The sequence below is a fragment of the Sphingorhabdus sp. YGSMI21 genome (genome assembly GCF_002776575.1).
Lineage (GTDB): Bacteria > Pseudomonadota > Alphaproteobacteria > Sphingomonadales > Sphingomonadaceae > Parasphingorhabdus.
This window is the reverse complement of the sequence record NZ_CP022548.1, coordinates 1,986,977-2,000,033: the sequence shown is the minus strand read 5'-3', so window position 1 is coordinate 2,000,033 and position 13,057 is coordinate 1,986,977. Positions and strand designations below refer to the sequence as shown.

The following is a 13,057-nucleotide window of genomic DNA, read 5'->3' as shown; positions in this document are numbered from 1 at the left end:
CATGCACCAATGCTGCCGTTGACCCCTCGGTCGCCTTCGGCGCCACCTCCCCACAGCTTCGCTGCAGGGAGAAAAATCCATGATCATCGGTCTCGGCTCAGACCTCTGCAATATCGAGCGCATCCAGAATTCACTCGACCGCTTCGGCGAGCGCTTTGAAAATCGCGTGTTCACTGAACTGGAGCGTAGCAAGGCAGCCCGCCGGCCATTTACCAAGGCCGGCACCTACGCCAAACGCTTCGCCGCCAAGGAAGCTTATTCCAAAGCCGTCGGCACCGGCTTTCGCGCCGGCGTTTTCATGAAGGATATCGGCGTCATCAATGCCAAGAGCGGTGCACCAACCCTGGCCCTGACCGGCGGCGCCAAAAAACGCCTCGACGCGCTGACTCCGGCAGGATATGGGGTCACCGTTCATCTCACACTCACCGACGATCATCCATGGGCGCAGGCATTCGTGATCATTGAAGCCCACCCGCTCTAGCAACAAAAGATGGCGTGAACCAGAAACCAGAGACCAGAATATGTCGATAGAAAATACCGCTGACAGCGGCTCCACCGATAACCCGGACAAGACCGACTGGTTGGGCGAAATCAAGAGCATTGCTCTGTTGTTGCTGGCGGTGCTGGCGTTTCACAGTCTGGTTGCCAAGCCCTTTTACATTCCTTCGGTATCGATGATGCCGGGCCTGCTCGTCGGAGACCGGCTGATCGTCAGCAAATATGCCTATGGCTGGTCCTGGGTATCGCCGACTTTCCATATCGTTCCGCGCGTATCGGGCCGCTTGTTCGGCAGCCTGCCGGAACGCGGCGATGTCGTCATCCTGACGCCGAGGGACCAGAGCAGCGATTATATCAAGCGGGTCATCGGTCTCCCGGGCGACACGATCGAATTGCGCGGCGGCCAGATTTTCCTCAACGGCATTGCCGTCAGACAGGATGTCCAGCCCGACCTGCAAGTCCCGATCGATGCCAATTCTCCCTGCGGCGAGCATGAATTCCCCGGTGCGCGCGGTACCGATGCTGCCGGCAATCCGGTCTGCAACCTGCCCATTCTCCGCGAAACCCTGCCCAACGGCGTGAGCTATGATATTATCGATCTTGGTCCACGCTATACCGACGATGTGGCGCCGCTCGAAATTCCCGAAGGGCAAGTCTATCTGCTTGGCGACAATCGCGATCTGAGCGCCGACAGCCGCGTGGCCAGTCCGCTTGGTCTTGGCGGCCCGATCCCGTGGGAGAATATCGGCGGACGGGCCGAATTCATCACTTTCTCGCTGGATGGCACCACGACGCTCAACCCGCTGACCTGGTGGGGCGCCTTCCGCAGCGGGCGGGCCGGTACCAGCCTGCGCCCTGACGAAGCGGTGACAGCCTCCGAATAAGCGCCAGAATTCGCAGAAATCTAGAGCTGCAGACCAGCGGTCTCGTCGAGACCGGCCATGATATTGAGATTCTGCACGGCGGCGCCCGAGGCGCCCTTGCCGAGATTGTCGAGCCTTGCAATCAGGCGCGCGTGATAGCCTTCGGCGTTGCCGCACACAAACAGCTCGAGCCGGTCGGTTGGCGCGTCATTCTCGCTGATCAACAGCTCTGACAGGTCGCCCCTGCCCTGCACCGAAACGATTGTCGATCCGGCATAAAAATCGGTCAGCTCTTCGAGCAACTGTTCTGCGCGCACCGGTCCGATGGCGCCGAGATGCAGCGGCACATCAACCAGCATCCCGCGGAAGGCGCGGATCACCGACGGCGAAAAAATAACGTCGTGGGCCAGACCGGCATAAGTCTTCATTTCCGGCAGATGCTTGTGGTCAAAATTCAGGCCATAGGCGCGGAAACCAAGGTCGGGCTCATCCGCAAACCGTTCGATCAGCGCCTTGCCGCCGCCGGAATAGCCGGACACCGCGTTCATCACAAAGGGCCAGTCCGCCGGCAGCAGCCCCTTGGCGATCAGCGGCGCGATCAGCGCCAGAAAGCCGGTCGGATAGCAGCCGGGGTTGGAGACAAAGCGGGCCCCCGCGATAGCATCGCGCTGACCTTCCCGAAATTCGGCAAAGCCGTAAGCCCAGCCATCGGCCGTCCGGTGCGCGGTCGAAGCATCGATGATCCGCGTGCGGTCATTGTCGACCAGCGCCACCGCTTCCCGCGCCGCGTCATCGGGCAGGCACAATATGACAAAATCGCTGTCGTTGATCGCTTCGCGCCGTGCCGCAAGATCCTTGCGCTTTTCATCCGGCAGCCGGACCATCGCAAATTCTTCCCGCCCGGCCAGCCGGTCGGCGATCTCGAGGCCGGTGGTCCCCACCGCGCCGTCAATGAAAACAGTTTTCGTCATATTCAGTCTCAGGAAAGCCGTTTGCGCGCCAATATCGGCTGCTCGGCGGTTTTGGCAAAGCGGGCAATAGTGTCGGCCAGCGGCTCGATGATCACCTGCATCGCATGGGAGGTCGAATGGATGATCCGCTCCTTGTCGACCATCAGGCCGACATGGTCGGGAAAAAATATCAGATCGCCGCGGCGCAGTTCCTCGTCTGCGGCGATGTCTTCGCCCAGTGCCTCAAGCTGTTGATCGGTGTCGCGCGGAGCGGCCACGCCGGTGAGCGTCAATATCGTCTGGATCAGGCCGGAACAGTCAAGACCGTCGCCGCTGCGGCCGCCCCAGAGATAGGGCGCGCCGATCAGCTGTTCGGCGAGCGCCGCGGTGCCGTTGCTGCCGTCAAACACCACCTTCGTGCCAATCGGCTGGACATGGCGGACATGGACATAGCCCTTGCCGGTCTTCAGATAATTGCCGCATTCGCTGGCTTCGCCGCAGGCGATCCGCGCGCCCATCGGCAGCCGCTTCATCACGCCCGACTTGTAATCCGGCTCGATGAAGATCAGCGCCGCACGGGCAAAGACCAGATGGGTCGGCTCGGGCGTTTTTTTCTCATGTTGCAGAGCATGAACCGGTACATAGCCGACATAATTGTCATGGCCGCAATAGCCCCAGGCCCAGTCACCGGCGATGTCCAGCACGTGGAAATCCTCGCCGTGCAGCAATTCGGAAATCGCCTCGTGATCCTTGCCGGGCTGTTTGCGCAGCATCGCCTTTGGCGCGGAACAGCGCATCGGCATCGACTCGGCATAATGTGGCGCAAACATTTTGCCGGCCAGCGCGATATCGGCCAGATCGCCGCGATGTGCCGTGGTCCGGGGGTCGAATTTTCCTTCGGGGCCGGTCAGAACGAATTTCGCGTGCGCGCCTTTATCTGCAGTTTCCATGTCCATGCGTTTAGAAATCCCAATAGCGATAAAAAATGTCCGTGACTCTGCGGCTTAAGCGCCATGTGACAAAGCGATGACAATCGACCGCCTTTAAACGACCTCAGGGCGTTTAATCAAGCGGTGTCGCTTTTGGTGATATTCCGGACTGGCATCGCTGCTGTCGGCGGAGCCCCGCGCCGGTCTGGCGGCGGCAGGTTTGCCGGGCATCTATACCGCCCATCCCTGCCATGCCGCCCTCTTATGGAACGCGGGAACAGAACTGGTCAAACGGATGCTGGACTACAGCGTCGGGCCTCGAAAAAAGGAAGCTGTGAAATCAGGATGCGCGGAAGAGGCTGGTCAGCAGCGCGTCGGTCTTTTCGTGAATCTCGGAGAGATGGATCAGTTCCGGCTTTTCATATACTTTCTTCTCGGTGTCCGCCTTGCGCTGTTCATCGATATTCATTTTTGCCCCTTTCAACATCTACCGGCCTGACGTGATCCGCTACGCCTTGCGCGATTCGCACGCCAGATCGGGGAAATTCTAGCCTCACCCCAATCGATGTCAATAATCCGTAGCGGCAGAGCAGCCCAAGCCAGCGTAATAGCATATCCCCCCTGTCTGCCGAAGACCGCAAAAACAGGCAGCGACCGCCAACAAGATTTTGACCGTCATTTGTCGTCATGCTAATTTGCACAAAACTGCATATGGAGGCATTTATCTTCAGATTCTTCCCTGCCGTCGCGCTTTTTTTCGCGCTTATGCCCACCCCGCTGGCTGCGCAAGCCGATCCTCCGCTGCTTCTCCGCAATATTCGCATTCTCGATCTCAGCGGATCAGACCCGGTGCTGAAACCGGATCAGTCGGTTCTGATTGACGGAGGAACGATCACGGCTGTCGGACCAACGACCGCTGTAACCATACCCTCTGCTGCCCGCGTGGTCGACGGCGGCGGCCGGATCGCGATGCCAGGCCTTGTCGATATGCACGTGCACGTCTGGGACGAAGCCGCGCTCGGCGCCTATCTGGCGCGTGGCGTGACGACGATCCGCAATGCTTCCGGCATGCCCTTTCATCTGCGCCTCGCGCAAGAAATCACGGCCGGACGAATCGCCGGCCCGCGCCTCATAACCACCGGTCCCATTCTCAACAGCTACGGCCCCAATGCCCAGGTAAACCACCAGATCGTCGCGAACGGCACCGAGGCGCGTGCCGCGGTTCGCGCCCAGCATGAGGCCGGATACCGTCATATCAAAGTCTATTCGAACCTGTCCCGCGAGGCTTATGAAGCGGCGCGCGACGAAGCCAGAGCGCTCGGCATGACGGTCATGGGCCACACGCCCGAGGGCGTCCGGGAACCGGGCATGCCGCGGACTCGCCCGTTCAATATCGCCTTTGAGGAATTGCTGGACGACGGGTTCATTACCGTCGAACATATTGAATCGATTGTCTGGCATGGCTTGCGCGATGCCCATGACGAGGCCGCCGCAAAAAATCTCGCCGCCCGGGTTGCAGCCGCCGGCGTGCCGGTCGATCCGACCCTTCTCGCCTTTTACAATCTGATGCGGGTTGCCGAGACGCGCGGAGAATATCTCGATCGGCCCGACGTGGACATATTGAACCCGCTGGTCGTGGCCCAGGAACAGGAAAATTACGATCGCTGGTCCGGCGAAGCGATCGCCCCGGCGCGCGCCGCCTTTGATTTTTACAAGCGGGCGACAAAGATTTTCGCCGATGCCGGCGTGCTGATCGTTACCGGAAGCGACGCGGGTATTTTCACCAATATTCCCGGCCGGTCCCTGATCCAGGAGCTGCATCTGCTGTCCGAAGCCGGCCTGTCACATGGCGAAGTCCTGCGCGCGGCAACGCAAAATGCCGCAATGGCGCTCGGCGAAGCGGATGAAGCGGGCCGTATCGCGCCCGGCCACCGCGCCGACCTCATTCTGCTCGACGACAATCCGCTGGACGATCTCGATGCTGCGGGGCGTCCGGCCATGGTGATCGCCGGCGGGCGTCTCTATGACCGGACTGCGCTGGATCAGCTGCACGGGGCCGCCAGCCAGCCCGATCTGGCGCGAACCCGGAAGAATTTGATCGAGGGTCTGCGGGCACAAGGCGTGGACCCGTCCATATTGGGCGGACAACCCGCCTCGTGATCGGCGGTTGACTGGCCCGTTGTTCTTCCACCACTCGCCGCCCTGAAAAAGCGGCTTCACAGAGCGCCTCTGCTTGCCTAGAAATTGACACTAGGTTCAAACGGAGGGCCCGCAGGCATTGGCTCAAATTTCATCCTTGTTCGTCCGCAAGGTCATTGCGGCGGCCAGCGATTCCCTGAACAAGCCATTGCTGTTGCGCGAAATGGGTGTCGATCCGGATACGCCGCTGGATTTTGACCTGCTGGTGTCCGAGGAGGGCTATTATGATCTGTTGCAACGGCTTGCCGAGACCGAAGCCGGGCCGGTAGAATTTCACCTGAGAGCTGGCGCATCGATGCGCTGCGACGAATATGGCGTGCTCGGATTGGCTTGGAAATCCGCGCCGACACTGCTCGAATCCTTTCGGCGCGCAGCCCGCTATGCCGAATTGATCAACGGCACCAGACTATATTCCGTCCATGAACAGGAGGAGACCGTCCTGATCGCGATGGATCGCGAAGCCCGTTCGCCCGGCGTGCGCCTGTCCAACGAAGCCGCGATGGCCTCGTTCCTCGCCCTGGCGCAAGATTCGGTGGGCCGCGCTTTTGCTCCTCTGGCGGTTCATTATCGCCATGACCCGCCGCCTGGATCCACGAGCCATTATCAGCAACATTTCGGCTGTCCCGTCCATTTTTCGTCGCAATTCAACGCTCTGGCCGTCCCAAAAACCGTTACCCTTGAACCCAATCGGCTGGGCGACACGGCCATGTCCCGCTTTTTCGAAGCGCAGCTCGACCACAAGCTTGCGACGCTGCAGCGGGACATCAGCTTCGAGCAGCGCGTCCAGTCGCAGATTTCCGCAGCCCTGCCGACCGGGGTGCCGAAAAAGGCGGAAATCGCTCGCAAACTGGGGCTTAGCGACCGCACCCTTAACCGGCGACTGGCCGATGAAGGGATGTCCTTCCAGGGTTTGCTGGAGAAATCCCGGTCCGCGTTGGCCAGCGGCCTGCTGGAACAGTCCCACTATAGTCTGGCCGAAATCGCCTTTCTCACAGGCTTTTCCGAGCAAAGCGCGTTCACCCGGGCCTTCAAGCGCTGGAATGGCCTAACGCCGCAAGCCTACCGGCAGAACGACTAGCCAGGCAACACAAGCCGGGGGTGGCGCGCTGGGTCAAAAGCTTGGCATGACCTGTCAAGCAATCGGACCGTCAATTCCCCTAGGTTGCGGTGAGCCAGCACCAGCAGCCTGATTGGCCCGCCGGTCAGAATGGTTGATTGTCTTGCGACGCCAAGCGAAGAAGGAATGGAATATGATCAGACTTGTCATCACCGGCATCGCCACATTGGCAGCGATGGCGCTCTGGGCCGCCGCGCTTTTCATCGGTACCAGCGAAGGATGGTGGCACCGTCCCATGACGAGTTCCGCAGCGCCGGCAGATTTCGTTCAGGCCGCCCGCACAAAGATCGAAACCGGGCATCGCGGAAATCTCGGTTTCGCGCTGATTGAAAATGGCAAGCCTGTCGAGAAATTTTCCTGGTCAACGGGATCTCCGGTTGATGAGAATTCCGTCTATCAGGTAGCCTCGCTCGGCAAATGGATTACCGCCTGGGGCGTAATGGCGCTTGTCGAGGATGGTCTGGTCGACCTCGACGCTCCGGTGGAAAATTATCTGGAACGCTGGACATTGCCGGAAAGCAAATTCGATCACGAACAGGTGACCGTCCGCCGCTTGCTCAGCCACACGGCGGGCCTGGATGACAGGCTCGGCTATAATGGCTTTGCCACGCCGGACGCCGTCCAGACGCTGGAAGATTCGCTGACCCGCGCCGCCGATGCCTCGCCCGGAAAGTCGGGCGTGGTCAGGGTCGGAGAAACGCCGGGGGCGGCGTGGAACTATTCGGGCGGCGGCTATACCCTGCTGCAATTGATGGTCGAGGAAGTCTCGGGTCTCTCCTTCCCCGAATATATGGAGCAACGGATATTCACACCGCTGGGCATGACGCGGACGACCTTCGATCACCACAAGGCGCAGGCGATGGGCCTCGCCGAGAATTTCACGCTGGATGGCGATAGCGAGCCGTTCCGCTGGTATACGGCGCTGGCGGCGACATCCCTGTTTACCACGCCTGCCGACATGACCACATTCGCTCTCGCCCAGCTGCCGGGAAGCCAGCAGAAGGTTCTGTCTCAAAATATTCTCGCCACCATGGCCACACCTCACGCGTCATCGCTGGGCGCCGATATCTGGGGATTGGGGCCGATGTTGCTCGCGCCGGACAACAAGGGCGGTTTCATCATCGGCCATGACGGAAAGAACGAGCCTGCCATCAACAGTGCGGTGCGGGTCGACCCCGCGAGCGGTGATGGCATTGTCATCCTCGAGACCGGCAGTGCCATACTCGCCACCACGATCGCCAGCGAGTGGGTCTTCTGGAAAACCGGCAATGTCGACAATCTCGCCTTCGCCGCCAGGATGGACGGGATGTTCACCTGGATCCTGTTCGGCTGCATCGCGATCCTGATTGTCGGGCTGCTCGTCGGGTGGCGGCAAATGCGTCGCCTGTCCCGAAAGCGAAGACAATCGGCCTGACGGTCCTGTCGTCAGCAGTTTTCAGACAGGCTGCTTGCTAACCTTACTGCCCGTAGCGTCCCTGTAGATAGCGCCAGCTCGCGCGCAGGCCGAGCGCTTCACCACCTTGCGGCCGGCCCGGCTTGGCCGCCGGTCGCCAGGCGAATGTGTCGAAATGTGCCCAGGGCACCGATTCCGGCGCAAATTTCTTCAGGAACAATGCCGCAGTGATGCAGCCGGCAAAGCCACCCGACGCGCTGTTCACGCAATCGGCGATATTGCTGCTCAGCATCGCGTCATAGCCGGACCAGAGCGGCATCTGCCAGAGCGGATCGCTTTCTTCCTCTCCGGCCTGCAGCAGCCCGTCCGCCATCGCCCGGTCGTCACAGAACATCGCCGGCAGATCCGGCCCCAGCGCAACCCGCGCCGCGCCGGTCAGCGTCGCAAAGTCGATGATCAATTCCGGCTCCTGCTCGCCGGCCAGAGTCAGCGCATCGCCCAGCACCAGCCGACCCTCGGCATCGGTATTGGTAATCTCGACGGTCAGTCCCTTGCGGCTGTGCAATATGTCGCCCGGCCGCAGGGCATTGCCGTCGATCGCATTTTCCACCGCCGGAACCAGCAGGTGCAGCTGCACCGGCAGCCTCGCTTCCATCACCATCCGCGCCAGCGCGATGGCATGGGCAGCGCCGCCCATATCCTTTTTCATCAGCATCATGCCTGCGGGCGACTTCATCGAAAGCCCGCCGCTGTCAAAGGTCACGCCTTTGCCGACGATTGCGATTTTCGGATGGTCGGCCCTGCCCCATTTCAGCTCGAGCAGGCGTGGCGCGTGGGCGCGCATCGCCGCCTTGCCGACGCCGTGGATCATCGGGAAATGCTCTTCCAGCGTGTCGCCGCGCGTCACTTTCAGTTCTGCGCCATGCTCGCCCGCCAGCTTGTCGACGATGTCCTCAAGCCTGTCCGGGCCCATGTCGGCCGCCGGCGTATTGACCAGATCACGGACCATCGCGGTTGCCTCGGCCTGACGCACCGCTTCATCGCGCTGGCCAATGGCATCGTTGACCAGCAGCACGCTCGGCCCCTGCCGGTCGGGCAGTTCCTTGTAACGGTCAAATTCATGCTGCGAGATCAGCCAGCCGAACAGCGCACCCTTGGCGCTGACATCCTGCAGCCGGTAATTGCCCTCGGGCAGGCCACTGCCCAGTCTGGCCAGCGACCAAGCATCGAGCTTCGCCTGGTCCGGCACACCCGCCACCACCGAGAAATCGGTCGCCACCGACTTGTCCTCGCTTTTACCGCCGACCGGCGGCAGCAGCAGAAAGCTGTCGGCCTTGCCGGAAAACTGGTTGGCCGTGACCAGCGCCCGGATATTCTCCGGCTGCCCTTTCAGCCATGTTTCGAAATTGCCGACATCCAGTAGCTGGATATTGCGCGCGCTCTGGCCGGTGTCGGCCTCGATCAATGCCTTAAAATCAGTCATTTGCCCGCTATAGCCTCAGACAAGGCCAAGCGCGAGTGTCTATTCGGCGGCAATTGTGTCCGATTCGACCCGCTTCGTCGGCATGCGAAGGATCGCGGCGCCCGGCTTGGAAAAGACCATCACACCGTCGTCGACCGGTTTGTGGCGCAGGTTGATGATGTCCTTGGGAAAATTCTGGTTGAGCCGCCACGGTTTGCGATCACCCTGTTTCGGCAAACTCTTGATCGCGCGCTGGACGTAGCCGGAGCTGAAGTCCAGCATCGGTTCGGTGCCGATCAGTCCGTCCGCCGGCAATGTCGGGGTGGCGATCGGTGTCCCGTTCTTGTCCATATAGTTGATCAACCGGCAGACATATTCGCTGGTCAGGTCGGCTTTGAGCGTCCAGCTGGCGTTGGTATAGCCCATGGTCATCCCGAAATTGGGAATGCCGGAGAACATGACGCCCTTGTAATTGATCTTGTCACCGAATTTGACCAGCTTGCCGTCCACCGAAATGGTCGCGGTGCCGCCGGTCAGCATTTTCAGGCCGGTCGCCGTGACGATGATATCCGCCTGGAGCGTCTTGCCGGATTTCAGCCGGATGCCGTCCTTGGTGAATGTTTCGACATGATCGGTGACGATCGACGCCTTGCCGGATTTCAGCGCATTGAACAGGTCACTGTCGGGCACCAGGCACAGGCGCTGGTCCCATGGATTATAGCTGGGTGTGAAATCGGCCATATCTACATCGGGGCCCATTTCCTCTTTCACCATTTCCAGTAACCGGCCTTTGAACGCCGCGGGCTTCTTGCGTGCGAGGTTGAACATGAACAGGCCCATCAACACATTTTTCCAGCGCGTCAGCAGATAGGCGAGCTTGGAAGGCAGGAATTTGCGCAACCGCAAGGCCCATTTGTCCTCGCCCGGTCGCGAAACGATATAGGTCGGGGAACGCTGCAACATGGTGACATGCGCTGCCGTTTCGGCCATCGAGGGAACCAGCGTTACGGCGGTCGCACCGCTGCCGATCACCACGACTTTCTTGTCCGAATAATCCAGATCTTCGGGCCAGAATTGCGGATGGACAATCGGTCCGGCAAAATCCGCTTTGCCGGGAAAATCGGGATTATGGCCTTCCTCATAGCTGTAATAGCCCGAGCACATGTGCAGGAAATTGCATTTGACCGTGTCGATCGACCCATCACCACGCTGCAGACTGACCGTCCACAAGGCCTCCTCGCTCGACCAGTTTGCGTCGACGACCTTGTTGTTGAACAGAATCCTGTCCTGCAGGCCGTATTCCTCCACGGTTTCATTGAGATAGTCGAGGATGGACGGCGCATCGGCAATCGCCCGGCGCGCGGTCCAGGGTTTGAAATTATAGCCCAATGTATACATGTCGCTGTCGCTGCGGATGCCCGGATATTTGAACAGATCCCAGGTCCCGCCAAGCCGCTCCCGCGCCTCGACGATCGCGAAGCTTTTACCCGGGCATCTTTTGGTCAGGTGAACCGCCGCGCCAATACCGGACAAACCGGCACCGACAATCAACACATCAAGAATCTTGTTTTCCATATCGCTACCTTACTGACATGATTGTCAGTTGGCAAGCAATCGGTTTTGTCAGGGCCGGGGCCCGGCTACTCGCTGATCAGGGTGAGGCGTCGAAACAGCTTCTGATCGAGGGTTTCGTCAAAGCGGCAGCCGACATGTCCATCCTTGCACCAGATTGCCGTTGCCGTAATCGGGCTGCTGTCTTCGAAACGCAGCCAGACCCGGCTGCCCTCGGCGATCATACTATCGCTGGCAACCCGGCAGCCATAGATGGAGACATCCACCAGCTCGCCCTTTTTGGCGGTCTTGCCATGTTGGCGGATCGCGGTCCGCTGGATTTGCACCGGATGGCGGAACGCCTTGCGCTGCTCGATCAGCGCCGGTTCCACCGTGCGAAATTGCGAATTCATGTAGCCCATCCCTAGCCCCCTGCCGGAATGACTAGGCGATCTTGCTCAACAAAAGGTTAAGCATCCAGAGGCGCTCTCGAGCGCCGACGCGCGACCGCTGCGCCTACTCGGCGGCCTCCAGCGCCGGCTCGCCCTGCCCCGCACCCTGCTGCGAATTGGGGCCGTAAAATTTGAGCACCCCGTCGTCGACGGGATCGTGGCGCAATATCTTCCGGTCGAACAGATAATCCTGGTTGAGCTTCCACGGCATGGCGGTGCTGTTGCGCGGCAGTTCGTCGATCGACCGCTGGATATAACCGGACGAGAAATCGAACAATTGCTCCTGCTCCAGCTCCCTGTCCAGCACCGGATTGGCGATCCGCGTCGAGGTCGCGTCCATATGGTTGAGCACGCGGCAGGTATATTCCGAGACAATATCCGCCTTCAGCGTCCAGCTCGCGTTGAGATAGCCGAACACGATCGCCAGATTGGGAATGTCGGAGAACATGCAGCCCTTGTAATAATAATGATCAGGCCAGTGCACCGGCTTGCCATCGACCTCGAAGGCAACCTTGCCGGCCACCGCCAGCTTCAGCCCCGTCGCGGTGACGATGATATCCGCGTCCAGCGTCTCGCCGGACTTCAGCTTGATGCCATTTTCGGTCACCGTATCGATATGGCCGGTTTTCAGATCGGCCCTGCCCGCGGCAATCGCCTTGAACATGTCGCCGTCGGGCACCAGGCAGAGGCGCTGCTCCCACGGGCCGTAAGGCGGCGTGTAATCTTCCTTCACATATTTGTCGCCAAGCTCTTTCTTGAGCGGCTTTTCCAGCTTGCGAATGACCTTTTCCGGATTGTCGCGCGAGGTGCGGAAGGTGATGTCCTGCATCCACACATTCTTCTTGCGGATGATCGCATAGGCCCATTTTTCCGGCATGATCTTGCGCAGGAAATTGGCCAGCCCGTCCTTCGCCGGGCGCGCCGCATACCAGGTCGGCGTGCGCTGCAGCATCGTCACATGGCTCGCCTTTTCCGCCACCACCGGGACAATCGTCACCGCGGTCGCGCCGCTGCCGATGATCACGACCTTCTTGCCCGCATAGTCCAGATCCTTGGGCCAGAATTGCGGGTGGACGACCTCGCCCTTGAAATTCTGCAAGCCCTCTATCTGGGCATCATAGGGATTGTCATAATCATAATAGCCGGCGCCCATATAGACGAAATTGGCGTGCATCACGACCTGGCTGCCGTCGGATTTCTCCGCCGTCACGGTCCAGCGCGCATCCTCGCTCGACCAGCTGGCCGAGAGCACTTTGTGGCCGAAATGGATATGTTTCTCCAGATCATGCTTGGCCTTGATCCGGTGGAGATAGTTGATGATCGAGGGCCCGTCGGCAATCGCCTTCTGCTCGGTCCACGGTTCGAAATTGAAGCCGAGCGTGTGCATGTCGCTGTCGCTGCGGATGCCGGGATATTGGAACAGGTTCCAGGTCCCGCCGATATCGTCGCGGCGCTCGACAATGGCAAAGCTCTTGCCCGGACATTTGTCGCGCAGATGCACCGCCATGCCGATGCCGGAAATCCCCGCGCCGACGATCAGCACGTCGACCGATTCTATTGCTGCACTGCCTTCATTCACGATCTGAGTCGCCATTGCCGTCTCTCCCAGCTTTTTCCATGTTATGCCATTGGCGGGGACGAGT

12 protein-coding genes are annotated in these 13,057 nt (G+C 60.2%); 5 read left to right on the top strand and 7 right to left on the bottom strand.

Annotation, left to right across the window (positions count from 1 at the left end):
- Window positions 1–79 precede the first annotated feature (79 nt).
- Both acpS and lepB read left to right on the top strand, forming a co-directional pair.
- On the top strand, window positions 80–481 hold the full coding sequence (gene acpS / locus CHN51_RS09775) for a holo-ACP synthase (RefSeq protein WP_100093848.1): 402 nt from the start codon (window positions 80–82) through the stop codon (window positions 479–481).
- A gap of 40 nt (window positions 482–521) precedes the next feature.
- On the top strand, window positions 522–1,382 hold the full coding sequence (gene lepB / locus CHN51_RS09770; RefSeq protein ID WP_100093847.1) for a signal peptidase I: 861 nt from the start codon (window positions 522–524) through the stop codon (window positions 1,380–1,382).
- A 20-nt stretch (window positions 1,383–1,402) separates the two neighbouring features.
- On the opposite strand, the gene argC is transcribed toward lepB, so the two are convergent.
- The 3 genes from argC to CHN51_RS20325 form a co-directional block, all read right to left on the bottom strand.
- Complete coding sequence (argC, locus tag CHN51_RS09765; protein ID WP_100093846.1) at window positions 1,403–2,332, bottom strand: N-acetyl-gamma-glutamyl-phosphate reductase; 930 nt, start codon at window positions 2,330–2,332, stop codon at window positions 1,403–1,405.
- Between the two features lie 8 nt (window positions 2,333–2,340).
- Complete coding sequence (locus CHN51_RS09760; RefSeq protein ID WP_240616682.1) at window positions 2,341–3,267, bottom strand: NlpC/P60 family protein; 927 nt, start codon at window positions 3,265–3,267, stop codon at window positions 2,341–2,343.
- A 313-nt stretch (window positions 3,268–3,580) separates the two neighbouring features.
- Complete coding sequence (locus CHN51_RS20325) at window positions 3,581–3,709, bottom strand: hypothetical protein (protein ID WP_276308567.1); 129 nt, start codon at window positions 3,707–3,709, stop codon at window positions 3,581–3,583.
- 296 nt (window positions 3,710–4,005) lie between these two features.
- On the opposite strand from CHN51_RS20325, the gene CHN51_RS09755 reads away from it, so the two are divergent.
- From CHN51_RS09755 to CHN51_RS09745, 3 genes are all read left to right on the top strand, one after another.
- Window positions 4,006–5,400 carry an amidohydrolase family protein gene (locus tag CHN51_RS09755; RefSeq protein WP_164089102.1) on the top strand — a complete coding sequence of 465 codons (1,395 nt, stop codon included), beginning with the start codon at window positions 4,006–4,008 and terminating at the stop codon, window positions 5,398–5,400.
- 118 nt (window positions 5,401–5,518) lie between these two features.
- A complete protein-coding gene (locus CHN51_RS09750) occupies window positions 5,519–6,517 on the top strand; it encodes an AraC family transcriptional regulator (protein ID WP_123906296.1) in 999 nt (332 codons plus the stop codon).
- Between the two features lie 172 nt (window positions 6,518–6,689).
- Window positions 6,690–7,970 carry a serine hydrolase domain-containing protein gene (locus CHN51_RS09745; protein ID WP_100093843.1) on the top strand — a complete coding sequence of 427 codons (1,281 nt, stop codon included), beginning with the start codon at window positions 6,690–6,692 and terminating at the stop codon, window positions 7,968–7,970.
- A 43-nt stretch (window positions 7,971–8,013) separates the two neighbouring features.
- Here the strand turns inward: CHN51_RS09745 and CHN51_RS09740 are convergent, their stop codons facing one another.
- From CHN51_RS09740 to CHN51_RS09725, 4 genes are all read right to left on the bottom strand, one after another.
- Window positions 8,014–9,432, bottom strand: coding sequence for a leucyl aminopeptidase family protein (locus CHN51_RS09740; protein WP_100093842.1), 1,419 nt, complete (start codon window positions 9,430–9,432; stop codon window positions 8,014–8,016).
- Window positions 9,433–9,471: 39 nt separating this feature from the next.
- Window positions 9,472–10,986: an NAD(P)/FAD-dependent oxidoreductase gene (locus tag CHN51_RS09735; RefSeq protein WP_100093841.1), complete on the bottom strand. Its 1,515-nt coding sequence runs from the start codon at window positions 10,984–10,986 to the stop codon at window positions 9,472–9,474.
- 65 nt (window positions 10,987–11,051) lie between these two features.
- Window positions 11,052–11,375 (bottom strand): PilZ domain-containing protein, encoded by a 324-nt coding sequence (locus CHN51_RS09730; RefSeq protein WP_164089100.1) that lies wholly within the window; start codon window positions 11,373–11,375, stop codon window positions 11,052–11,054.
- Window positions 11,376–11,478: 103 nt separating this feature from the next.
- Window positions 11,479–13,008 carry an NAD(P)/FAD-dependent oxidoreductase gene (locus CHN51_RS09725; protein ID WP_100093839.1) on the bottom strand — a complete coding sequence of 510 codons (1,530 nt, stop codon included), beginning with the start codon at window positions 13,006–13,008 and terminating at the stop codon, window positions 11,479–11,481.
- Between the last annotated feature and the right edge of the window lie 49 nt (window positions 13,009–13,057).

Excerpts from the sequence above, each read along its gene's own strand:
- CHN51_RS09745 (WP_100093843.1), top strand. The coding sequence starts at position 6,690 with ATGATCAGACTTGTCATCACCGGCATCGCCACATTGGCAGCGATGGCG.
- lepB (WP_100093847.1), top strand. The coding sequence starts at position 522 with ATGTCGATAGAAAATACCGCTGACAGCGGCTCCACCGATAACCCGGAC.
- CHN51_RS20325 (WP_276308567.1), bottom strand. The coding sequence starts at position 3,709 with ATGAATATCGATGAACAGCGCAAGGCGGACACCGAGAAGAAAGTATAT.
- argC (WP_100093846.1), bottom strand. The coding sequence starts at position 2,332 with ATGACGAAAACTGTTTTCATTGACGGCGCGGTGGGGACCACCGGCCTC.
- CHN51_RS09735 (WP_100093841.1), bottom strand. The coding sequence starts at position 10,986 with ATGGAAAACAAGATTCTTGATGTGTTGATTGTCGGTGCCGGTTTGTCC.
- CHN51_RS09755 (WP_164089102.1), top strand. The coding sequence starts at position 4,006 with ATGCCCACCCCGCTGGCTGCGCAAGCCGATCCTCCGCTGCTTCTCCGC.
- CHN51_RS09740 (WP_100093842.1), bottom strand. The coding sequence starts at position 9,432 with ATGACTGATTTTAAGGCATTGATCGAGGCCGACACCGGCCAGAGCGCG.
- CHN51_RS09760 (WP_240616682.1), bottom strand. The coding sequence starts at position 3,267 with ATGGACATGGAAACTGCAGATAAAGGCGCGCACGCGAAATTCGTTCTG.
- acpS (WP_100093848.1), top strand. The coding sequence starts at position 80 with ATGATCATCGGTCTCGGCTCAGACCTCTGCAATATCGAGCGCATCCAG.
- CHN51_RS09725 (WP_100093839.1), bottom strand. The coding sequence starts at position 13,008 with ATGGCGACTCAGATCGTGAATGAAGGCAGTGCAGCAATAGAATCGGTC.
- CHN51_RS09730 (WP_164089100.1), bottom strand. The coding sequence starts at position 11,375 with ATGAATTCGCAATTTCGCACGGTGGAACCGGCGCTGATCGAGCAGCGC.